At 73.3% G+C, this 22,204-nt stretch carries 19 protein-coding genes; 2 read left to right on the top strand and 17 right to left on the bottom strand.

The genetic code is table 11. The annotated features are described in order from the left end of the window. Window positions 1-252: 252 nt before the first annotated feature. From ligA to KSE_RS25210, 4 genes are all read right to left on the bottom strand, one after another. Window positions 253-2,628, bottom strand: a complete 2,376-nt coding sequence (gene ligA / locus KSE_RS25225) for an NAD-dependent DNA ligase LigA (RefSeq protein WP_106437724.1) — start codon at window positions 2,626-2,628, stop codon at window positions 253-255. Window positions 2,629-2,648: 20 nt separating this feature from the next. Beyond that, entirely contained in the window at window positions 2,649-3,602 is a 954-nt protein-coding gene (locus tag KSE_RS25220) for a methionine synthase (RefSeq protein WP_051055952.1), read from the bottom strand. Between the two features lie 135 nt (window positions 3,603-3,737). Next, on the bottom strand, window positions 3,738-4,427 hold the full coding sequence (locus KSE_RS25215) for an SDR family oxidoreductase (RefSeq protein ID WP_014138184.1): 690 nt from the start codon (window positions 4,425-4,427) through the stop codon (window positions 3,738-3,740). 11 nt (window positions 4,428-4,438) lie between these two features. Then, window positions 4,439-4,975: an LOG family protein gene (locus KSE_RS25210; protein WP_014138183.1), complete on the bottom strand. Its 537-nt coding sequence runs from the start codon at window positions 4,973-4,975 to the stop codon at window positions 4,439-4,441. Window positions 4,976-6,243: 1,268 nt separating this feature from the next. Here KSE_RS25210 and KSE_RS25200 point away from each other — a divergent pair. Further along, window positions 6,244-6,777, top strand: a complete 534-nt coding sequence (locus KSE_RS25200) for a hypothetical protein (protein WP_014138182.1) — start codon at window positions 6,244-6,246, stop codon at window positions 6,775-6,777. On the opposite strand, the gene mnmA is transcribed toward KSE_RS25200, so the two are convergent. The 4 genes from mnmA to KSE_RS25180 form a co-directional block, all read right to left on the bottom strand. Next, window positions 6,774-7,907: a tRNA 2-thiouridine(34) synthase MnmA gene (gene mnmA, locus KSE_RS25195; RefSeq protein WP_014138181.1), complete on the bottom strand. Its 1,134-nt coding sequence runs from the start codon at window positions 7,905-7,907 to the stop codon at window positions 6,774-6,776. The genes KSE_RS25200 and mnmA overlap by 4 nt on opposite strands. A 74-nt stretch (window positions 7,908-7,981) precedes the next feature. Then, window positions 7,982-9,412: an MFS transporter gene (locus KSE_RS25190; protein WP_014138180.1), complete on the bottom strand. Its 1,431-nt coding sequence runs from the start codon at window positions 9,410-9,412 to the stop codon at window positions 7,982-7,984. A gap of 103 nt (window positions 9,413-9,515) precedes the next feature. Then, on the bottom strand, window positions 9,516-10,007 hold the full coding sequence (locus KSE_RS25185; RefSeq protein WP_014138179.1) for a MarR family winged helix-turn-helix transcriptional regulator: 492 nt from the start codon (window positions 10,005-10,007) through the stop codon (window positions 9,516-9,518). A gap of 54 nt (window positions 10,008-10,061) precedes the next feature. Further along, the gene (locus KSE_RS25180; protein WP_014138178.1) at window positions 10,062-11,240 is read right to left on the bottom strand and encodes a cysteine desulfurase family protein; all 1,179 of its coding nucleotides are present in this window, start codon (window positions 11,238-11,240) and stop codon (window positions 10,062-10,064) included. Window positions 11,241-11,343: 103 nt separating this feature from the next. On the opposite strand from KSE_RS25180, the gene KSE_RS25175 reads away from it, so the two are divergent. Further along, on the top strand, window positions 11,344-12,165 hold the full coding sequence (locus KSE_RS25175; RefSeq protein WP_014138177.1) for an IclR family transcriptional regulator: 822 nt from the start codon (window positions 11,344-11,346) through the stop codon (window positions 12,163-12,165). On the opposite strand, the gene KSE_RS25170 is transcribed toward KSE_RS25175, so the two are convergent. The 9 genes from KSE_RS25170 to KSE_RS25130 form a co-directional block, all read right to left on the bottom strand. Beyond that, complete coding sequence (locus tag KSE_RS25170; RefSeq protein WP_033259132.1) at window positions 12,101-12,760, bottom strand: trimeric intracellular cation channel family protein; 660 nt, start codon at window positions 12,758-12,760, stop codon at window positions 12,101-12,103. The genes KSE_RS25175 and KSE_RS25170 overlap by 65 nt on opposite strands. 45 nt (window positions 12,761-12,805) lie before the next feature. Further along, a complete protein-coding gene (locus KSE_RS25165; protein WP_014138175.1) occupies window positions 12,806-13,585 on the bottom strand; it encodes a hypothetical protein in 780 nt (259 codons plus the stop codon). Between the two features lie 124 nt (window positions 13,586-13,709). Continuing rightward, entirely contained in the window at window positions 13,710-14,624 is a 915-nt protein-coding gene (locus KSE_RS25160; RefSeq protein ID WP_014138174.1) for a DUF6891 domain-containing protein, read from the bottom strand. A 108-nt stretch (window positions 14,625-14,732) separates the two neighbouring features. After that, window positions 14,733-15,782: an ABC transporter ATP-binding protein gene (locus KSE_RS25155; protein ID WP_014138173.1), complete on the bottom strand. Its 1,050-nt coding sequence runs from the start codon at window positions 15,780-15,782 to the stop codon at window positions 14,733-14,735. A gap of 28 nt (window positions 15,783-15,810) precedes the next feature. Then, the gene (locus tag KSE_RS25150) at window positions 15,811-16,857 is read right to left on the bottom strand and encodes an ABC transporter ATP-binding protein (RefSeq protein WP_014138172.1); all 1,047 of its coding nucleotides are present in this window, start codon (window positions 16,855-16,857) and stop codon (window positions 15,811-15,813) included. Continuing rightward, a complete protein-coding gene (locus KSE_RS25145) occupies window positions 16,854-17,852 on the bottom strand; it encodes an ABC transporter permease (RefSeq protein WP_014138171.1) in 999 nt (332 codons plus the stop codon). Before KSE_RS25145 ends, KSE_RS25150 begins: the two co-directional genes overlap by 4 nt. A 117-nt stretch (window positions 17,853-17,969) precedes the next feature. Continuing rightward, window positions 17,970-19,745 carry an ABC transporter substrate-binding protein gene (locus KSE_RS25140; RefSeq protein ID WP_014138170.1) on the bottom strand — a complete coding sequence of 592 codons (1,776 nt, stop codon included), beginning with the start codon at window positions 19,743-19,745 and terminating at the stop codon, window positions 17,970-17,972. A gap of 28 nt (window positions 19,746-19,773) precedes the next feature. After that, window positions 19,774-20,772 (bottom strand): ABC transporter permease, encoded by a 999-nt coding sequence (locus KSE_RS25135; protein ID WP_014138169.1) that lies wholly within the window; start codon window positions 20,770-20,772, stop codon window positions 19,774-19,776. A gap of 606 nt (window positions 20,773-21,378) precedes the next feature. Beyond that, complete coding sequence (locus KSE_RS25130; protein ID WP_014138168.1) at window positions 21,379-22,203, bottom strand: enhanced serine sensitivity protein SseB C-terminal domain-containing protein; 825 nt, start codon at window positions 22,201-22,203, stop codon at window positions 21,379-21,381. Between the last annotated feature and the right edge of the window lies 1 nt (window position 22,204).

The raw sequence follows: 22,204 nt of genomic DNA, 5'->3' as shown, positions 1-22,204 counted from the left end.
AGGCACCCCTCTCCTCAGAGGTGCCGGTGGACGTCAGACGAGGGCGTGTCCCCGGGGCGCCGGCGGGAAAGCCGGAACCACACACTCCTGCTGACAGTTCGTAGCGCCCAGGGTATGCCGGGGTGCCCCACCCGGGCGCACTTTCGGGCCACCTCTGAGCGCTACGTCATATCCGCGCGTTGTTCAGTGACACAATGCCCGATTTCCTTCTCGAACACCCGACTGGCGCGGCATCAGGACGATAACGACCGGTCAGGAAACCTTCTTCACCGTCTCTTCACCGGCATTCTCCCCCACCGCGTCGGCCTCGTTCGTCCCCGCACCGCCGGTCGCGGCGGCCGCCCCGCCCGCCTCCCGCGCGCCGTCCGCGCCCCCGTCCGCGCCGCCGAGCGGCTCCAGGCCGAGGTGCGCCCGGGCCGCGTCCGCGCCCCGCTCCAGCAGGACGGCGAATCCGGCGTCGTCCAGCACCGGGAGGCCCAGCTGCACCGCCTTGTCGTACTTCGAGCCTGGATTGTCTCCGGCCACCACGAAATGCGTCTTCTTCGACACCGAGCCGGTGACCTTGGCGCCGCGCGAGGCGAGCGCCTCCTTGGCGCCGTCCCGGGTGTGGCCGGCCAGCGTGCCGGTGACCACCACGGTGAGGCCCTCCAGCGGGCGTTCGCCGAGCTCCTCGGCCTCCTCGGTGAAGACCACGCCGGCGGCGCGCCACTTCTCCAGGATCTCCCGGTGCCAGTCCTCGGCGTACCACTCCTTGACGGCCCGGGCGATGGTCGGCCCGATGCCCTCGACGGCGGTCAGCTCGGTCTCGTCGGCGGCGAAGACCCGGTCGAGGTCGCGGAACTCGCGGGCCAGCGCCTGGGCGGCGACCGGGCCGACGTGCCGGATCGACAGGCCGTTCAGGAAGCGCCAGAGCGGGCTGGTCCGGGCGGCGCGCAGGTTGTCGAGCAGGGCGGTGGTGTCCTTCCGGGCGGTGCCCGCGTTGTTCGCGAAGAAGAACACCTCCTTCTGCTCGCCGGTCTCGTCGTCCAGCTTGGGCATGCTGGTCCGCGGGTCGCGGACCAGCACCCGGATCGGCAGCAGCCGCTCCTCGGTGAGGCCGAAGATGTCGCCCTCGTCGCGCACCGGCGGCTCGGTCGGCTCCAGCGGCTGGGTGAGCGCGGTGGCGGCGACGTAGCCGAAGCCCTCGACGTCCAGGCAGTTGCGGCCGGCCAGGAAGGCGACCCGCTCGCGGATCTGGGCCGGGCAGTAGCGGGTGTTGGGGCAGCGCAGGTCGATGTCGCCCTCGGACATCGGGCGCAGCCCGCTGCCGCACTCCGGGCAGTCGGCGGGCATCACGAACTCCCGCTCGCCGCCGTCCCGCAGGTCGTGGACCGGGCCGACGATCTCCGGGATGACGTCGCCGGCCTTGCGCAGCACGACGGTGTCGCCGAGCAGCACGCCCTTGGCCTTGACCACCTGCTGGTTGTGCAGGGTGGCGTACTGCACCATCGAGCCGGCCACCTTCACCGGCTTCTCCAGCACCGCGTACGGGGTGGCCCGGCCGGTGCGGCCGATGCCGATCCTGATGTCGGTGAGCCGGCCGGTGACCTCCTCCGGCGGGTACTTCCAGGCGATCGCCCAGCGCGGCGACTTGGAGGTGGCGCCGAGCCGGCCCTGGAGGGCGATCTCGTCGACCTTGACCACCACGCCGTCGATCTCGTGCTCGACCGAGTGCCGCCGCTCGCCGAACCGCGCGATGAACGCCCGCACCTCGTCGAGCGTGCCGACCACCGCGTTGTGCCGGGCGGTGGGCAGGCCCCAGCCGCGCAGCAGGTCGTAGGCGTGCGACTGGTTGTCGATGTCGAAGCCGGTCCGGGCGCCGATGCCGTGCACCACCAGCCGCAGCGGGCGGGCGGCGGTGATCAGCGGGTCCTTCTGCCGGAGCGAGCCGGCCGCGGCGTTGCGCGGGTTCATGAACAGCCGGATCAGCGCCCGGGGCCGCTTGCCCTCCTTGGCGCGCTCCTCGTTCTCCTGCCGGCGGCGGGCGTTCTCGGCCTCGAAGGAGGCGTTCAGCGCCTCGAACTCGGCGGTGGGGAAGTACACCTCGCCGCGGACCTCCACCAGCTCCGGCAGGTCCTCGCCGCGCAGCCGGTGCGGGACGCCCTCGATGGTGCGGACGTTGGGGGTGATGTCCTCGCCGACCCGGCCGTCGCCGCGGGTGGCGGCCCGCACCAGCACGCCGCGCTCGTACGTCAGGTTGACGGCCAGGCCGTCGACCTTCAGCTCGCACAGGTAGTGGTAGTCGATGCCGGCCAGCTCGGCGGCGACCCGCTCGGCCCAGGCGGCGAGCTCCGCGTCGTCCATCGCGTTGTCGAGGCTGAGCAGCCGCTCGCGGTGCTCGACCGGGGCGAACAGCGCGGTGGGCGCGCCGCCGACCTTCCGGGTCGGCGAGTCGGGCGTCGCCAGCGCCGGGTGCGCGGCCTCCAGGGCCTCCAGCTCGCGCATCAGCGCGTCGAACTCGGCGTCGGTGACGACCGGCGCGTCCTGCTCGTAGTACCGGGAGCGGTGCTCCTCGATCTCGGTCGCCAGTTCGGCGTGCCGCGTCCGCACCTCCGCCGGGACGTCCTCCCAGCCCTCCACAGCCGCCACCGCGCCGTCCTCCTCGCTCGCTACTCCGGGTTGTCCACCAGGCTCCGGGCGGCGCGGACCGCGGTGGCCAGCGCCCGCCGCGCGTACGCCGGGGAGGCCCCCGCCAGCCCGCACGTGGGAGTCACCACGACCCGGCGGCCCAGCAGTTCGGGGGCCAGACCGAGCCGGCGCCACAGCGTCCTGACACCCTGGACACTACCGGCCGGGTCGGACCTTTCCGCGTCAGTGGACGGCACCACACCGGCGAGCAGCAGCGTGCCGCCCTCGACGGCCTCGCCGAGGTCGTCGTCGTCGCGCTCGGTCAGCAGGCCGAAGTCCAGGCTGATCCCGGCGGCACCGGCCCGGCGCAGCAGCGGGATCGGCACCCCGGGCGCGCAACTGTGCACCAGGACGGGCGCGTCGAGGCCGCCGATCAGCTCGCGCAGGGCGTGCTCGGCGAGTTGGCGGTCGACCGCGCGCAGCCGCTGGAAGCCGCTGGCCGTCTTCACCGAGCCGGCCAGCACGGCGGGCAGCAGCGGCTCGTCCAGTTGCAGCACGACGGTGGCGCCGGGGACCCGGCGGCGGACGTCGGCGAGGTGGCGGCGCAGGCCGTCGGTGAGCGAGCCGGCCAGGTCGCGGCAGGCGCCGGGGTCGCTGAGCGCCTTCTCGCCGTGCCGCAGTTCGATCGAGCCGGCCAGCGTCCACGGCCCGACGGCCTGCACCTTGAGCGGGCCGGTGTAGCCCTGGGTGTACTCCTCCAGGGCGTCGAGGTCCTCGCCGAGCCAGGACACCGCCCGCCTGGTGTCGCGTCCGGGGCGGTCGGTGAAGCGCCAGCCGCTCGGCTCGGTCTGCACGAACAGCTCGGTGAGCAGTCCGGCGCCCCGGCCGATCATGTCGGCGCCCGGGCCGCGGGCGGGCAGTTCGGGCAGGTGCGGGAGCTGCTCCAGCTCGGCGGCCACGCCCCGGGCCGTGTCCCGGGCGTCGCCGCCGGGCATCGAGCCGATCCCGGTCGCCGCCCCGGCCAGCTCCGCGAAAACGTCCACGTCAGTCACGGGGAGAGCCTACGAGCCCGGCGGGGGGCGCGGGAAACGGCCCGCGCCCCCGTGCTCGTGCTCGTGCTCGTGCTCGTGCTACCGGCCGGGGCGGACGGTGATCTCGGTGATCTCGGCGTCCCGGGGCAGGTCGATCGCGGTGAGGACGGCGGTGGCCACCGACTCCGGCGCGATCCAGCGCGCCGGGTCGTACTCCGCGCCCTCCTGCTGGTGCACCTTCTGCTGCATCGGGGTGGCCGTACGGCCCGGGTAGACGCTGGTCACCCGGACGCCGTTGGCGTGCTCCTCCTGCCGCAGCGCGTCGGCCAGCGCCCGCACCGCGAACTTGCTGGCCGCGTACGAGCCCCAGGTCGGGTCGGCGCGCAGCCCGGCGCCGGAGTTGACGAACACCACGTGGCCGCGGGCCAGCCGCAGCGAGGGCAGCAGCAGCCTGGTCAGCTCGGCGGGCGCGACGGCGTTGACGTTGAGCTGGTGCTGCCACGCCTTGACCGGGGTCTCGGCGATGGTGCCGAGCTCGACCACCCCGGCGACGTGCAGCAGCGAGTCGAGCTCGACCGGCAGCGTCTGGTGGCCGAAGGCCCAGGACAGCTTGGCCGGGTCGTCCAGGTCGCCGACCAGGGTCCGCGCGTCGGGGTAGCGCTCGCGCAACTGGGCGGCGCGGCGGGCGTCGCGGACGAGCAGCCAGAGCTCCTCGCCGCGGGCGGTGAGCTTGTCGGCGACGACGGCGCCGATGCCGGAGCCGGCACCGGTGATCAGGTGGACACCCAAGGCGGTCTTCCTTACTGGGGCTGGTGTGCGGACAGGTGGGCGAACACCTCGGCCGGGGTCCGCGCGAAGGCCACCAGCTCGGCGAGCGGACGGGGCAGGAAGCCCTCGGCGTCCATCCGCTCCAGCTGGAGGCGCAGGCCGGTGTAGAAGCCCTCGGTGTCGAGGACGACCACCGGCTTGTCGTGCAGGCCGTGCTTCTTCAGCTCCAGCACCTCGGTGATCTCGTCCAGCGTGCCGATCCCGCCGACCAGCACCACCAGCGCGTCCCCGTGCGCCAGCAGCTCGGCCTTCCGGGTCGGCAGGTCCGGCATGGTCACCAGCTCGTCCGCGCCCTCGTACGCCTTGTGCCGCAGGAACTCCACCGAGATCCCCACCAGCCGCCCGCCGGCGGCCTTGACCCCGTCGGCGAGCTCGCCCATCAGCCCGGCGTGCGAACCGCCCCACACCAGGGTGTGCCCGGCCTCGCCGAGCAGCCGGGCGAACTCGGCCGCCGGGGCGGTGTACGTGTCGTCGAGGGAGTTGGCGGAGCAGAAGACCGTGATGTTCATAGTGCTCCCAGTCCTATCACCGGCCGGTGCACCCGGGTCAAACCGTTTGCGGACCGCCCCGGCTGGGCGCGGCAGCTCCCGGTCCCGAACGCGGGCGGCGGCACGGCGGCGCCCCGCCCTCCCGGCAGCCCTCCGGAAAACCCCTGGCCCACCGCTCCCCGGCCTGTCACCATGCCGCGCGTGACGGCAGTGGACGAAGCGTGGCGGCGGTTGACGGTGTGGGCCCGCGAACCGGTGCTGGAGCAACTGCGGCGGGCCGCCCGGGGCGAGCCGGTCGTTCCGGCGCTGTACCACTGGAACAAGGGCATGGAACCGGCCGCGCCCGCCGCGCTGCCCTTCCTGATCGCCCTGGTCCGTGCCCCGGACCTGCCGAACCGGGAGCAGTTGCTGAGCGCCCTGGTGCTGCTGGTCGGCGTCGGCCGGCAGGAGGCCGCCGAGCGCCACGCGCACGGCTGGGCCGCCGCCTGGCGCGAGCACCGCACCGCCCTGGAGCCGCTGCTCGACGACCCGGACCCAGCGGTGCGCGACACGGCCGTGCACCTGGTGGAGCGGGCCGGGCCACTGCTGGCGCGGATCCCGCTGGAGACCGAACCCTGGCTGCGGGTAAGGCAGTTGCAACGCCTGGGTGCGGTGGCCGACCCGGCCGACGACGCGGCCCGCGCCCTGCTCACCGACACCCTGCACGGCGCGGACGGCCCGGACGCCGCCGCCCACCGGCTGGCCGCGCTGTGGGGGCTGGCCGCGCTGGACGCCGCCGAGCCGGAGCGCTGGGCCGACCAGTGGGTGGCGGCCGTCCTCGACCCGGCGGCGCCCGCGGCGGTCGAGCGGCTGTGGGACCGGCCCGACGAGGACTACCGGGCCGAGTTGGGACGGGAGGTCGCCTCGATCGCCTGGTCACTGCCGCCGCGTCTCGCCGCGCACCTCTCCGTCCGGCTGGCCCGGGACGCCCGGGACGCGGGCCGCCCGGAGCTGTGCGCGGCCGCGCTGGAGGCCGGCTGGCGCCCGCTGCTGGACGTCCCGTCCACCGGCCCGCTCTGGCCCGCCACCGCCGGCGCGCTGCTGTCCTCGCCCGCCCCGGAGGTCCGGCACCGGGCCGCGGCCGCCCTCGCCGTGCTGGGCCGCGCGGCCGCCCCGTACGCCGACGCGCTGCACGCCCGGCTGGCGGACACCGACGGCGACGAGTTCCTCGACGGCACCACCGCCGACCAGGCCCGGTGGGCGCTGGCCCGGCTCGGCGACCCGCGCGTCCTGCCCGGCCTGGTACGGCGGTGGAACGGGAGAACGGCCGGGGCTACGTACGCGGCGACCCGCGCCGTCCCGAACCGTACGACGCGCTGCTCCCGCTGCGCGAGCACGCGGCGGCGCTGCGCCCGCAGGTCGCCGAGTGGGCCCGGGAGGGCGAGTCGCACGCCTGGCCGCACTACCACCCGGGCGCCCGGCTGCTGGCGGCCTGGGGCGGCCCGGCCGACGCCCCCGAGCCGCCCTCGGACCTGGAGGCGATGGCGCGCGGACTGCTCCGGACCCCGCCGGTCCGCCTGGTCCACGAGAGCCCCGCCCCGTACCTGCGCGGCACCTGGGCCGTCTGCGCCCTGTCCCGGCGCGGCCCGCTCTCCCCCGAGGTCCGGACCGCCGCCGCCCACGTCCTCGCGCTCGACCGCCGACTGTCCTGGCTCGGCGACTACCGGACGGTCCTGGACGACGAACGGCTGCGCGACACCCTGCGCCGAGCGCTGCGCGGCGAGGTGGTCACGATGCCGCCGCTGTCACACCTGGACGAATCCGACGCCGAAGTGGGGTGCTAGACCCCGACGGCCCGCTCGGTGCTCGCGATGGTGGCCGAGCCGACCACCCGGGTGCCGTCGTAGAGCACCACGGCCTGGCCGGGGGCGATGCCGCGGGCGGGGGTGTCGAGCCGGACGTGCAGTTCGTCCTCGCCCAGCACGGCGGTGACCGGCACCTCCTCGCCGTGCGCCCGCAGCTGGGCGGTGTAGCGGCCCTCGCCGGCGGCGGGGGTGCCGCACCAGCGGGGGCGGATGGCGGTGAGGGCGTGCACGTCGAGTCCTTCGACCGGGCCGACGGTGACGGTGTTGTCGACCGGGGAGATGTCGAGGACGTAGCGGGGCTTGCCGTCGGCGGCGGGCCGGCCGAGCCGCAGGCCCTTGCGCTGGCCGATGGTGAAGCCGTAGGCGCCGTCGTGCTCGCCGAGCTTGGTGCCGTCGGCGTCGAGGATGTCGCCGGGGGCGGTGCCGAGGCGCTCGGCCAGGAAGCCCTGGGTGTCGCCGTCGGCGATGAAGCAGATGTCGTGGCTGTCGGGCTTCTTGGCGACGGCCAGGCCGCGCCGCTCGGCCTCTGCCCGGATGACGTCCTTGGTGGTGTCGCCGAGCGGGAAGAGCGAGTGGGCGAGCTGGTCGGCGTCGAGCACCCCGAGGACGTACGACTGGTCCTTGGCGGCGTCGGCGGCGCGGTGCAGTTCGCGGGTGCCGTCGGGGTGGTCGACGATCCGGGCGTAGTGGCCGGTGCAGACGGCGTCGAAGCCGAGCGCGACGGCCTTGTCGAGCAGCGCGGCGAACTTGATCTTCTCGTTGCAGCGCAGGCAGGGGTTGGGGGTGCGGCCGGCCGCGTACTCGGCGACGAAGTCGTCGATCACGTCCTCGCGGAAGCGTTCCGCCAAGTCCCAGACGTAGAACGGGATGCCGATCACGTCGGCGGCGCGGCGGGCGTCCCGGGAGTCCTCCAGGGTGCAGCAGCCGCGGGCACCGGTGCGGAAGGACTGCGGGTTGCTGGCGAGCGCCAGGTGGACGCCGGTCACCTCGTGGCCGGCCTCGACGGCCCGGGCGGCGGCGACGGCGGAGTCGACGCCGCCGGACATCGCGGCGAGCACGCGCAGGCGGCCGGTGGACGGGGTGGTCGGGGCGCCGGGGAAGTCAGTCATGGTGCCTCCAAGCGTAACGGGGTCGGGTCGCGCCCCGGCGGCCGGCCGTGGATCGGTCGCGGGTCAGCCGCGGGTCAGCCGTGGGTCAGCACGGGCGGCTCGGCGGCGGCTCCGGCTCCGGCGGCGGCGGCTCCGGCGGGAGGCGCCGCCCGGTGCCGGGGCAGCGCGAGGGCCAGCAGGAACGCGGCGGCCAGCAGCGCGGCGGCGGTGCCGAAGGCGAGGTGGAAGCCGCCGGTGCCGCGCCCGGCGGCCAGCGCGGTGAGGACGGCGACGCCGAGCGCGGCGCCGACCTGCTGGGTGGTGTTGAGCAGGCCGGAGAGCAGGCCGGCGTCCTCGGGCCGTGCGTCGGCCATGCCGAGGGCGGTGAGGGCGGTGGCGGCGAGGCCGAACCCGGCGGCGCTGAGCAGGGTGGGCAGCACGTCGGCGGCGTAGGAGAGGTGTCCGGCGGGGAGCCGGGTGAGCAGGGCGATGCCGGCGGTGAGCAGGATCAGCCCGAGCAGCAGGGTGCGGCGTTCGCCGAGCCGGGCGATGGTGCGGGCGGCGAGCAGCAGCGAGACGGCGGCGATGGTGAGGGCGGCGGGCAGCATGGCCAGGCCGGTGGCGAGGGCGCTGTAGTGCTGGACTTGCTGGAGGTACAGGGCGAGCAGGATCTGGAAGCCGAACAGGGCGGCCAGCATGAGGAGTTGGATCAGGTTGGCGAGCGCGGTGGTGCGCCGGGCGAGGATCCGCGGCGGGAGCAGCGGGGTGGCGGTGCGGGCCTGCCGGAGCAGGAAGGCGGCGAGCAGGACGAGGGCGGCGGCGCCGGTGGCGAGGGTGCGGGCGGAGGTCCAGCCGGCCGGGCCGCCCTCGACGATGGTGTAGACGCCGAGCATCAGTCCGGCGGTGACCAGGGCGGCGCCGGGGGCGTCGGCGCCGGCCTTGAGGCCGGGGCCGCGGTCGTCGGCGAGCAGTCGGCGTCCGGCGAGCAGGGCGGCGGCGCCGATCGGCAGGTTGATGAAGAAGATCCAGTGCCAGCCGAGGCCCTGGGTGAGGACGCCGCCGAGGACCTGGCCGAGCGAGGCGCCGGCGGCGCCGGTGAAGCCGACGGCGCCGAAGGCCCTGGCCCGTTCGGCGGGGTCGGGGAAGAGCGCGACGACCATGCCGAGGCCGACGGCGGAGGCCATCGCCCCGCCCGCGCCCTGGAGGAAGCGGGCGGCGATCAGCGTCCCGGAGTTCACCGCGAGGCCGCACAGCACGGAGGCGGCGGTGAAGGCGGCGATCCCGGCGAGGTAGACGCGGCGGCGGCCGAGCAGGTCGCCGAGGCGTCCGGCGAGCAGCAGCAGGCCGCCGAAGGCGACGACGTAGGCGTCGACGACCCAGGTCAGTCCGGCCGTCCCGATGTGCAGGTCGGCCTGGATGGCGGGCAGCGCGACGGTGGTGATGGACCCGTCCAGGATCACCATCAGCATCCCGGCGCACACCACCGCGAGGGCCAGCCAGCGGGCGCGTGACGAGTTCTCGGACATGGGTCTCTCCCCTCCCGTGGGGAGCGCGGACGCGCTCCCCCGACAAGAGAAACCGTAGCAGATAGTTTTGTAGTAGACGATCCAGAGCGGAACGGTGCGCGGGCTACCCCTGCCGGGCCCGCCGCAGCCTGCGCACCACGCCGCCCTCCCCGGCCAGCGGGAACTCGGTCGCCTGCTGCAGCCGGTCCAGCGCGTCCACGAACACCTGCCGCTCCCCGGCCGACAGCTCGCCCAGCGCCTCCCCGTGCACCCGGTCGACGATCACCTCGCCGCGCCGCACCAGCTCGGCGCCGGCCGGGGTGACGCGGATGACCTTCACCCGCCGGTCGGTCGCGGACGGGTGGCGCTCGGCCAGGCCGTCCCGCTCCAGCTCGTCGGCGGTGACCACCATGGTGGTCTTGTCCAGGCCGGCGATCGCGGCCAGCTGGGACTGGGTGCGCTCCGCCTCCAGGGCGTGCAGCAGCACGCAGTGCTTGCGCGGGGAGCTGTCGATCTCGGCCAGGGCCAGCGACAGCCGGGTGTTCATCGCGTGCGCGGCCTGCACCAGCATCCCGGTGAGGTCGCGGACGGTGCGCTCGGGCAAGGGGGTGTCCATCCCCCCAGAATACGTCCGGAAGCAGAAGGTTTCGTCAGGAACGAAACGTCGGCCTCAGCGGGCGCGCACCAGCCCGGCCCGCCGGGCCCGCTCCACCGCGCCGGGCAGCGCGGCGGCCAGCGCCGCCACGTCGGCGGCGGTGGAGGTGTGGCCGAGCGAGAAGCGCAGCGAGGCGCGGGCCGACTCGGGCTCGACGCCCATCGCCAGCAGCACGTGGCTGGGCTGCGGGACGCCCGCCGAGCAGGCCGAGCCGGTCGAGCACTCCACGCCGGCCGCGTCCAGCAGCATCAGCAGCGCGTCGCCCTCGCAGCCGGGGAAGGAGAAGTGCGCGTTCGCGGGCAGCCGCCCGTCCGCCGCCGGGTCGCCGTTGAGCACCGCGTCGGACGCGGCCGAGCGGACCACCGCGAGCAGTTCGTCGCGCAGCGCGGCCACCGCGGCCGCGTACCGGGGCTGGCGCTCGACGGCCAGCGCGGCGGCCACCGCGAACCCGGCCGAGCCGGGCGCGTCCAGCGTCCCGGAGCGGACGTCCCGCTCCTGGCCGCCGCCGTGCAGCAGCGGGACGGGCTTGGCGGTGCGGGCCAGCAGCAGCGCGCCGACGCCGTACGGGCCGCCGACCTTGTGGCCGGTGACGGTCAGCGCGGTCAGCCCGGACTCCGCGAAGGAGACCGGCACCTGGCCCAGCGCCTGCACCGCGTCGGAGTGCATCGGCACGTCGAACTCGGCGGCGACGGCCGCGAGTTCGCGGATCGGCTGGATGGTGCCGACCTCGTTGTTGGCCCACATCACGGTGACCAGCGCGACCGTCTCCGGGGAGCGCTCGATCGCCGCGCGCAGCGCCTCGGGGTGCACCCGGCCCAGCGCGTCCACCGGCAGGTACTCGACCTCGGCGCCCTCGTGCTCGGCCAGCCAGTGCACCGCGTCCAGCACCGCGTGGTGCTCGACCGGGCTGCTGAGCACCCGGCGGCGGGCCGGATCGGCGTCCCGCCGGGACCAGTACAGGCCCTTGACCGCCAGGTTGTCGGACTCGGTGCCGCCCGCGGTCAGCACGATCTCGCTGGGCCGGGCGCCCAGCGACTCGCCCAGCGACTCGCGGGCCTCCTCCACCACCCGGCGGGCCCGGCGGCCGGCGGTGTGCAGCGAGGAGGCGTTGCCGACGACGCCGAACCGCGCCGTCATCGCGGCGATCGCCTCGGGCAGCATCGGTGTGGTGGCGGCGTGGTCGAGGTAAGCCATAGCGGGGTCCAGTGTAGGCGGCCCAAGAGTCACGATTTGGCCATTGCACCCTCTGCAACGCGCCGTTAGCCTTCCGGCCACGCTGATGTGAGAGGGAGGGGCCGTGTCCCAGACGGTCGACCGGGCGCTGACCATCCTGGCGTCGCTCGGCGAGGGTCCGGCGTCGCTGGAACAGGCCGCCGCGCGGATCGGGGTGCACAAGTCCACCGCGCTGCGGCTGCTGCGCACCCTGCAGGAGCACGGCTTCGTCCACCGGCAGTCCGACCAGCGCTACCGGCTGGGCGGCCGGCTGTTCGCGCTCGCCCACCAGGCGCTGGAGGGCATCGACATCCGGCAGGTCGCCGCGCCCTACCTGGCGGTGCTGAACGAGCGGTACGGGCACACCGTGCACCTGTCCGTGCTGGAGGAGGACGAGGTGCTGTACCTCGACAAGGTCGAGGCGAAGTACCCGGACCACGGCCGCAGCTGGCTCGGCGAGGCCAGCCGGATCGGCCGCCGCGCGCCCGCGGTGGCCACCGCGGCGGGCAAGGTGCTGCTGGCCGACCTGCCGGCCGAGAAGCTGACGGCCTTCCTCGCCGAGGTGGAGTTCCCGGCCCGCACCCCGCAGTCGATCCGCGGCCCGGAGGAGTTCCGGGCCGAGCTGACCGAGGTGCGCCGCCGCGGCTGGGCGGTCGACCAGGCCGAGTACCAGGAGGCGGTGAACTGCATCGCCGCCCCGATCGCCGGCACCGAGGGCACCGCCATCGCGGCCTGCTCGATCTCCGCCCCGGTCCGGATCGCCTCGGTGAACGAGCTGAGCAAGCTGCTGCCGGAGCTGCTCTGCACGGTCGAGGCGATCTCGCTGGCGTACGGCGGCGCGCCTACTCCTCGCTGGTGCGAGAACCGTTGCGGTGCCAAGCACGAGGTGCGCGCCAGCCGTACTTGAGCGCCAGCATCCGCATCGCGAAGGCGACCACGGCGGCCAGCGAGGCGTACAGCGGGGTCAGCCGGCCCATCCCGATCAGGATCGCCACCACGGCCGAGCCGACCAGCGCCGGGACGGCGTATATCTCGCGGTCCCAGCGCAGCAGCGAGGGCGGCTCCATCGCCAGCAGGTCGCGGATCACGCCGCCGCCCGCGGCGGTCAGCATGCCGCAGGCCACCGAGGGGACGGCGCCCAGGCCGTAGGTGTGCGCCTTGATGGTGCCGGTGACGCAGAACAGGCCCAGGCCGGCCGCGTCCAGCACCATCACCGTCCGGGTGATCCGCTCCACCTCGGGGTGCAGGAAGAACACCACCACCCCGGCGACCAGCGGGGTCGGGAAGTACCCGAAGCTGGTGAACGCGGCCACCGGCAGCGCCCCGATCACCAGGTCCCGCAGCACGCCGCCGCCCAGCGCGGTGGCCTCGGCCAGCACGCAGATGCCGAAGATGTCCATGTTCTTGCGGACCGCCATCAGGCCGCCGGACAGCGCGAAGACGAAGATGCCGATCAGGTCGAGGGTCTGCTGGACGTTGTGCGGGAAGATCTCGGAGGTCACCTGGTCAGTCTGCACACCGGCCTCCCGCGGCCCGCCGCCGGGCGGTCAGGCGAACTGCTCGTGCGGCACGGGCCCGCCCAGCGCGTTCAGCCTGGCCGGCATCCTCAGCGTGGTCATCCGCCGCCAGCCGCCCGCCCGCTCGTACGCGTACACCCCGTGGATGCCGGCGGCCAGCGCCGCCGACTTCGCCTTCGGCCAGCGCAGCAGCTCGCCCAGGTGCGCCATCACCGCCAGGCTGACGTCCCGGTAGGTGCGGATCTCGGCCCGGGCGGTGGACTGCAGGGTGTCCAGGATCGCCCGGCCGTGCCCGTGGTAGGCGAGCCGCAGCAGCTCCTCGTGGCAGAACGCCAGGTGGTTGTCCTCGTCGTGGGAGATCATCCGCACCGCCCGGCCCAGGTCCGGGTGGTCGCCGAAGATCTTCTTCAGCATCAGCATCTGCTCGGCGGCCCGCTGCTCGGTCACCCGGCTGTGCGCCAGGTAGGTGATCACGTCCCGCTCGGTCAGCGGCTCGTCCCGGCGCAGCCGGGAGTGCGCCAGGCCGATGCCCTGCCGCTCCAGGATCATCGTGTAGTCGGTGTCGTCCGGGACGTCCCGCTCCAGCAGGCCGCGCTTGTGCATCAGCGCCTTGAAGATCCGGCCGTGCTTGTCCTCGTCGGCGCCGTGCCGGGCCACCTTGGGCGCCAGCTCGGGGTCGGGCACCAGCCGGGCGATCCGGCCGTTCTCCCAGCCGCCCTGGTCCTCGCCCTTCGCGGCGATCGAGCAGAACAACCGGAACGCCTGGTCGTCGTCGTGGATCTCCTGGAACAGACTGCGGGCCGACAGCATGGTGACCTACCCCTCGCGCGGGAGCCGGGACATTCCGCTCCAGTCAAGGCAGCGCCCCCGCCCCCGGCAACAGCTCGGGCCCGGGGCTGCGCCGTACGAAGGACAGCCTGAGCTGCGCAAGGGCCTAGCCGACCAGGCGGCGGCGCCAGTCCAGGCCGGTGACCCGGATCGCGTCGTCCGGCTCGCCGTCCCAGGCGGTCGCCAGGCCCACCCCGGCCAGCGCCGCGACGACCTCCCGGCCGACGGCGGCCGTGGTCGCCTCCGAGCCGTCGAAGCCGCCGTACTGCAGCCACAGGTCGCCGCCCGCGGCCGCGCCGTCGGTGCTCTGGGAGTGGAAGAAGACGAAGCCGCGGGCGCCGGGCGCCGCCTCCGCCCCGATCTCGGCGTAGCCGCAGCTGCCGCAGCAGGTGAAGTCCTCCCGGGCGGTGATCCCGGCCGCGTCCAGTACCGCGAAGGCCCGGGCCAGCCGCTCCGGGTCGGTCTCGCCGGTCCAGGCGCGCTGCTCGGCGACCCGCTCCCGCCACAGCCGCTCGGCCAGTTGCCTGGCCTGCTCCCGGCTGACCGGCCGGTGCTCCCCGTCCACCAGGTACTCCTCGGCGGCCTCGGCCGCCTGCGCGAGCGTCGCGTACCCGCCCACCAGCAGCCGCCGCACCTCGGCGATCAGGGCCTCCTCGTCCTCCGCCGACAGTTCCAGCGGCGCGGGCTCCGGGTCGGGGCCGAAGTCGATCCGCTCCCACTGCTCCCCCGCCGCCCAGTCGGCGTCCTGCCGGGCCCATCCGACCAGCAGCTCGGCGACCCGCTCCAGCTCGGTCACCCGCGCCGCGAAGTGCCGCGACTGCGCGCCGTCCCGGTGCTCGACCGTCCAGGCCCCGTCCTCCGGGCAGGTCTGGGCGTAGGTGTCCGGCAGGTCGGGGACGCGCTGGAGCACCAGGAAGGACCCCTTCCACTGCCCCATGTCCCGTACCAGGTCGCGGAGTTCGTCTTCCGAGACCCGGACGCCGACCCGACCGGACTTGTCCTGCACCGCGATTTCCAGCATGGCCCCACCCTGCCACCCGGCACTGTCAGCCGGGCGGACGGCGAAGGTCCGCCCGGGGGGACGGACCCCGCCGGGCGGACCTGGTGGACGGACCTGGTGGGCGGCGCGCTACTCGGCCGCGTTCTCCGGGAAGTGGCAGGCCACCTGGTGCCCGGCCCCGGTCGCCGCGAGCGGCGGCTCCTGGCTCGCGCAGACGTCCTGGGCCTTCCAGCAGCGGGTGCGGAAGCGGCAGCCGGACGGCGGGTTGAGCGGGGAGGGCACGTCGCCGGTGAGCAGGATCCGCTCGCGGCGCTCCTTGCGGCGCGGGTCGGGCACCGGGACGGCGGACATCAGCGCGTTGGTGTAGGGGTGCATCGGCCGGGAGTACAGCGCGTCCCGGTCGGCGATCTCCACCACCTTGCCGAGGTACATCACGGCGACCCGGTCGGAGACGTGCCGGACCACCGAGAGGTCGTGCGCGATGATCAGGTAGGTGAGGCCGAGCTCCTTCTGCAGGTCGTCCAGCAGGTTGACGACCTGGGCCTGGATCGAGACGTCCAGCGCGGAGACCGGCTCGTCGGCGACGATCATCTTGGGGCGCAGGGCGAGCGCCCGGGCGATGCCGATGCGCTGGCGCTGGCCGCCGGAGAACTCGTGCGGGTAGCGGTTGTAGTGCTCGGGGCTGAGGCCGCAGAGCTCCAGCAGGTCCTGCACCGCCCGCTTGACGCCGTGCTCGGTGGCGACGTTCTGCAGCCGGAAGGGCGCGCCGACGATGGTGCCGATGGTGTGCCGGGGGTTCAGCGAGGAGTACGGGTCCTGGAAGATCATCTGGATGTCGCGCCGGTACGGCCGCATCGCCGCGACGCCCAGGTGGGTGATGTCCGCGCCCTCGAACTCGATCCGCCCGCCGGTGGGTTCGTCGAGCCGGGTGACCAGTCGTCCCATGGTGGACTTGCCGCAGCCGGACTCGCCGACCACGCCCAGGGTCTCGCCGGCGTTGACCGTGAAGTCGATGCCGTCGACCGCCCGGACGGCGCCGACCTGGCGCTTCAGCAGTCCTTTGGTGACCGGGAAGTGCCGGGTCAGGCCGGTCACCTTCAGCAGGGGTCCGCGGTCGGGCCCGGGTGCCTGGGCGGGCACCTTCGCGAGCTGCGGCACCGCCGCCTGGCTGTCCGTCATGACTGCTCTCCAAGTGGGTGGTACGTGCTCACAGCCGGGGCGCGATCTCTTCGGTGAAGAGCCGGTGGCGTTCGGCGATCGGCAGGTGGCAGGCGGCGTGGTGCCGGGGCGCGGCCTCGGCGAGCACGGGCACCTCGGTGGTGGAGCGGCCGCCGGTGAGCTCGGCGTACGGGCAGCGCGGGTGGAAGGCGCAGCCGGACGGCACGTTGATCAGGCTCGGCGGGGTGCCCTTGACCGGCACCAGCCGGTCCTGGAGCTCCCGGTCGAGGCGGGGCATCGAGCCGAGCAGGCCCCAGGTGTAGGGGTGCTCGGGGGATTCGAAGATGGTGTCGGCGGGGCCGCGCTCGACGGGCTTGCCGCCGTACATCACCAGGATGTCGTCGGCGAGTTCGGCGACCACGCCCAGGTCGTGGGTGATGATGACGACCGCCGAGCCGAACTCCTTCTGCAGGTCGCGGATCAGGTCGAGGATCTGCGCCTGGACGGTGACGTCGAGGGCGGTGGTCGGCTCGTCGGCGATCAGCAGCGCCGGGTCGTTGACCAGCGCCATCGCGATCATGGCGCGCTGGCGCATGCCGCCGGAGAACTCGTGCGGGTAGTTGTCGACCCGCTTGTCGGGCTGCGGGATGCCGACCCGGTCGAGCATCTCGATCGCCCGGGTGCGGGCCTGCTTCTTGGAGGCGCCGGGGTGGTGGGCCCGGTAGCCCTCGACGATCTGGGCGCCGACCGTGTAGTAGGGGTGCATCGCGGTCAGCGGGTCCTGGAAGATCATCGCCATCTTCTGGCCGCGCAGCTTGCGCACCCGGTCGGGGCCGGCCGCGACCAGCTCCTCGCCGTCCAGCCAGATCTCGCCGCTGATCCGCGGGGCGCCGCGCTTGGAGCCGGTGCGGTGCAGGCCCATGATCGACAGCGAGGTGACGGACTTGCCGGAGCCGGACTCGCCGACGATGCCGAGGGTCCTGCCGCGCTCCAGGTCGAAGCTCAGCCCGTTGACGGACTTGACCAGTCCGTCGTCGGTGGGGAAGTGCACTTTCAGGTCGCGGACGGACAGGAAAGGCTTGTCACTGGTGCTCATGTCAGCCTCACCCGGGGGTCGACGACGGCGTACAGCAGGTCAACCGCGAGGTTGGCCATGACGATGAAGAACGCGGCGAACAGGGTCACGCCCATGATCACCGGGAGGTCGCTGGACTGGATCGAGGTGACCGCCTCGTAGCCGAGTCCGCGCAGGTTGAAGGTCTTCTCGGTGAGCACGGCGCCGCCGAGCAGGCCGCCGAGGTCCATGCCGAAGATGGTCAGGATCGGGGTCAGCGTGGAGCGCATGGCGTGCTTGCCGATGACCACCGGCTCCTTGAGGCCCTTGGCCCGCGCGGTGCGGATGTAGTCCTCGCCGAGGACGTCCAGCAGGGTGGCTCTGCTCAGGCGGGCGTACGTGGCGGCGAACAGGAACGCCAGCGTCACCCAGGGCAGCACCAGCCCCTGGAACCAGGAGACCGGATCGGAGGTGAAGTCGGTGTAGTTGTTCGGGAACCAGCCGAGCTGGTGGACGAAGAGCGCGAGCGCGACCAGGCCGGTGAAGTACATCGGCAGCGAGACGCCGGCCAGCGCGACCGTCATGGTGATGCGGTCCAGCGCGGTGCCGCGGCGCAGCGCGGAGATGACGCCGGTGGCGGTGCCGAACAGCAGCCAGAGCACGGAGGCCCCGACGGCGAGCGAGAAGTCGACGCCGACCCGGTTGAGCAGCAGCGGCCAGACCTGCTGCTCGGTCTTGAACGAGTAGCCCAGGCAGGGGGCCGCGCAGTGGGTCATGTCGACGCCGGCGTTGTAGTCGCGGCCGACGAACACCCCGCGCAGGAAGAGCCAGAACTGTTCGATGATCGACTTGTCGAGGCCCATCTTGTGACGGATGCCCTCGATCGCCGCCTTGTCCGCGATCTTGCCCACGTAGAGCATCGCGGGGTCGGTCCCGGTGAGTTTCGGCACCATGAAGAAGATGCCGAAGGTCACCGCGGCGACCACCAACAGCATGAAGACGACGTTGACCAGTCGCCTGACGAGATACACGAGCACTGCGGTCGGCCCTGCCCCGGGCCGGCCGGCTCACCCCGGTGGGGGTTCCCCGGCCGGCCCGGACAGGGCCTTCACCTGCCCTTCGGACTAGCGGTGCGAACTAAGGGGCGGGGCAGGTCACTTGCCGTCGGAGACGCCGAGCGCCTGGAAGTCCACCTCGCCGAAGGCGTCGGTGATGTAGACGTTGGTCAGGCGCGGGTTGCGCCAGTTCAGAGCCTTGTCGGCGACGATCGGCAGGTAGTAGGCGCCGTCGACGACCTTGTGGTTGATCTTCTTGTAGAAGTCGGCGGCCTTGGCCGCGTCGGTCGCCTGGGCGGCCTGGTCGAACCAGCCGTTGATCTCCGGGTCGTTGATCAGGGCGTAGTTGTTGTTGCCGTTCTGGGTGATGAAGCGGCCGTCGACCAGCGGCTGCAGGTAGCCGGAGCCGGTCGGGTAGTCGGCGCCCCAGCCCATCACGATCAGGCCGTAGTTCTTGGTCTTGACCACGTCGGGCGAGCCGATGACCGAGGAGATCAGCTTGCCGTCGTACTGGTCGACGGTGACCTCGATGCCGACCGCCTTGAGCGCGGTCTGCAGGGCCACCGCGGAGTTGATCTCCTTCGGCTTGTTGCCGCGGACCGCGATGGTGGTCTTGAAGCCGTTCGGCTGGCCGCAGGCCTTCAGCTCCTCCTTGGCCTTCTCGACGTTCGGCTTGCCCTTGGTCAGGCCGAACGGGTCGTAGTCGTCGGAGCCGAGGATGTTCGGGGGCAGCATCGAGCCGTACAGCGAGCCGGCCACCGAGCCGCCGCGGGCGGTCTGCAGCGCGGTGGTGTCGGCCGCGTACAGCACCGCGTTGCGGCAGTGCGCGTTGTCGAACGGGGCGACCGACGGGGCCAGCGCGACGTACCGGATGAAGCCGTTGTACGGGTCGTCGGTGTTGGCCTTGAGCGCCTGGTCCTGGAGCACCTTGACCTGGGCGGCCTGCGACAGGCCGGTCTGGGCCCAGTCGAGGTCGGCGGTGTTCGCCAGCAGGCGGGCGTCCATGTCGTCGGCGTTGGTGGTGACGGTCAGCTTGACGACGTCCGGCAGCGCCTTGCGGAACGGGTCGGAGGCCGGGTCCCAGTTCTCGTTGCGGACCAGCTCGTAGCCCTTGCCCGGCTCGACCGACTTGAACTTGTACGGGCCGGAGGAGACCGGCTTCTGGCCGTACTGGGCGCCGGTGTCCAGCTTCTGCGGGACCGGGGCGGCGGAGCCCATCGCCAGCAGGAACGGGAAGTCGGAGTTCGGCTTGGCCAGCGTGAAGACGATGGTGTTGTCGTCCGGGGTCTGCACCGTCTTGAGGCCGAGCTTGTTCGGGTCGCTGTCGGTGTAGGGGCCCTTGTAGCCCTGGCCCTGGTCGAGCTCGTTGACCAGGTAGGTCGGACCGCCGGAGATGACGTCCTGCGCGAAGATGCGCTCGATGCCGTACTTGACGTCCTTCGAGGTGATGACCGAGCCGTCCTCGAACTTCAGGCCCGGCTTCAGCTTGAAGGTGTAGGTCTTGCCGTCCGGGGAGATCTCCGGCTTGGCCGAGGCCAGGTCGGGGACGAGCTCCAGGCCGGCCTTGCCCGGCTTGCCGTCGAAGGCGAGCAGGGTGCGGGTGTAGAAGCGCTCGTAGTTCCAGACCGAGGCGTAGTAGGCGCGGCCGGGGTCGAGCGAGTCCACGTCGGTGGTGGTCCACAGGTTGAGGGTGCCGCCCTTGGTGGTGGACGGGTTCACCACCTTCTCCGCCGCCGCGTTGAAGCCCGCCGCCCCGGCCTTGCCGGAGGCGTTGTCGCCGCCGGTGCCGCCGCCCTTGCTGCCGCCGCAGGCGGCCGTGGTGAGCGCGAGGGTGGCCACCAGTGCGGCGGCCGCGAGCGTCCTGTTTCGCTTCATGGGTTGGGGAACCTCCAGAGTTGCGGGCTCAGTTGCCCTTGGGGTCGAGAGCGTCACGCAGGCCGTCACCGAAGAGGTTGAAGGCGAGCACGGTGATGAAGATGGCGAGACCGGGGATCACCATGTAGGTGGGATCCGCCTGGTAGATCCCGACCGCGTCCGAGAGCATCTGCCCCCAGGACGGGGTGGGCGGCCGGACGCCGGCCCCGAGGAAGCTGAGCGCCGCCTCGTTCAGGATGTTGGTGGGGATGATCAGGGTCGCGTAGACCAGGATCGGCGCCGTCAGGTTCGGCAGCAGTTCGCGGAAGAGGATGTGCGCGCGGCCGGCGCCCAGGCTGCGGGCGGCGTCCACGAACTCCCGTTCGCGCAGCGACATGGCCTGGCCGCGGACGATGCGCCCGATGTAGGGCCAGCCGAAGAAGCCGATCACCGAGACCAGGACCAGCACCCGGACGCCGGTGTCGTTCAGGCCGAGCAGCTGGTTGGGCATCACCGAGACCAGCGCGATGCTGAACAGCAGCTGCGGGAAGGCCAGCAGGACGTCCATCACCCGGCTGATCACCGAGTCGACCCAGCCGCCGAAGTAGCCGGCCATCACGCCCATCACGACGCCGATGCAGACCGACAGCGCGGCCGCCAGGAACGCCACCAGCAGCGAGATCCGCGCCCCGTAGACGATCCGGGAGAACACGTCCCGGCCGAAGACCGGGTCGACGCCGAGCAGGTAGTCGCCGCTCATGCCGCCGAACGCGCCCTTGGGCAGGCCCAGGTCCGGGTTGATCTGGTCCGGGTGCGGCTCGTCGATCGGGTGGCCGAACAGCGCGGTGAGCACCGGCGCGAAGACCGCGGCCAGGATCAGCAGCACCACGACGGCGCCGCCGGCCAGCGCGACCTTGTCGCGCTTGAGCCTGGTCCAGGCGATGCGGCCCGGCGAACGGCCCTCGATCTTCTTGACCTGTACGGAAGTTGACGTTCCGTCAGGCTGTGCCCCGGACGCCGGACCCGAGGTCTCGATGGGTGTGGTCATGAGTCAGTTCGTTCCCCTCGCCGACGGTGGCCGGCCCACGGAGTCGCATGCGGTGCGGAGGTGCAGAGCGGTTTCGGTGGTGCCGGGCGCCGGTGCGGCGGTGCAGAAGTGCGTTGAGCGAGCAGGGCGTTGCGGTGGTGCGAGTGCTTCCGGGCCGCCCTCCGGAGCTGGCCGGACGGGGCCGCGGGCGGGGGCGCCCCCGTGGCGGGAGGGCCTCCGACGTGCGCGGTGCCGCCGCACGAGAGGCGCGTCGTGCGGTTCATGCTCTGGCGGCGCCGCGTTCACCTTCGTGAGGTTCGGCTCGCGGGCCGCATTGCGCAGCACTCTCTGTCATGGGAAGCACCCGGCGGAAGACCTCCATGGCGAAGGATGCCCAACTGTGATCTGTCGGCATGCACTTCCGTTGCGCGCGTATATCGCTCTTCACATACCTGTTACGCGTCCGTCAAGAGGCACGCTGACGACACCCCGCCACTGGCGGGAAAACGCCAGTTGGCACAAGGGGTTGCGCGCGTAGAGCCCGGCTCGGCAAGAGCTGGCAAAAAACCCCCGCGGGCCGAGGAAAAGCTCGGGGCGGGGGTTTTCGGAAGGTGCGTCAGGGTAGGTTCAACGGCCCGGATAACCGGGCCAGGGGGCCTGCGGCCAGCCCTGGGCGGGCCCGGCCGGTGGTTGCGCAGCGTAACCGAAGCCGGTCGGCGCGGGCTGCCCGGCGGCCTGCCGGTCGAAGAACGGGCGGGCGTTCGCCCACATCCACATCGCCACCGGGTCGTACTCGTCGGCCATCATCACGGTGGACACCCCGGGCCCGTCCGGCGCCTGCGCGGCGGCCCGCTGCACCAGCGCCCGGGCCGCCTCCACCGACGGCGGCGAGGCGTCGTACAGGTCGAGGCCGATCGCCAGGTACGCCTCGCCGAGCACCGGCCGCACCCAGGCCCGCCGCAGCGAGCGCAACGGCCGCACCTCGCCCGCCTGCTGCTCCAGCACGGCGAAGAACGGCGAGGACTGCCCGGCCGGCTCGGAGATGTGCAGCGGGCCGGCCGGCAGCCGGTCCAGGCCGAGCGCGATCCGCCGCAGGTCGGCCCAGGGCACCCCGACGCCGCCGCCGGGGCGGTGCGGGTCCAGCCACAGGCCCCAGCGCGACTGGTAGAGCGAGGCGGCGATCTCCGGCCCGGAGACCACCTCGTGGGCGCGCGTCCAGCCGCTGGCGGCCAGTTGGGCCGGGGAGGTCGCGCAGGGCGCGTAGCCGTGCCCGCCGACGTCCATGTTCCCGTACTGGGCGTCGGGGCTGCCCGGGCTGCCGTGCCACAGCAGCATCCAGACCTGCCCGCCGGCCAGGGCGCGCAGCAGTCCCTCGTACGCCTCCCAGCGCTCCGGCGCGACCGCTGCGAGGGCGCGTTCGACCGCCCCCGGATCGCCGGCTGCTCCCGTCACG

This window comes from Kitasatospora setae KM-6054 (genome assembly GCF_000269985.1).
GTDB classification, from domain to species: domain Bacteria; phylum Actinomycetota; class Actinomycetes; order Streptomycetales; family Streptomycetaceae; genus Kitasatospora; species Kitasatospora setae.
Note: the sequence above shows the minus strand (reverse complement) of the source record. Positions and strands in the feature narration are given on the sequence as shown.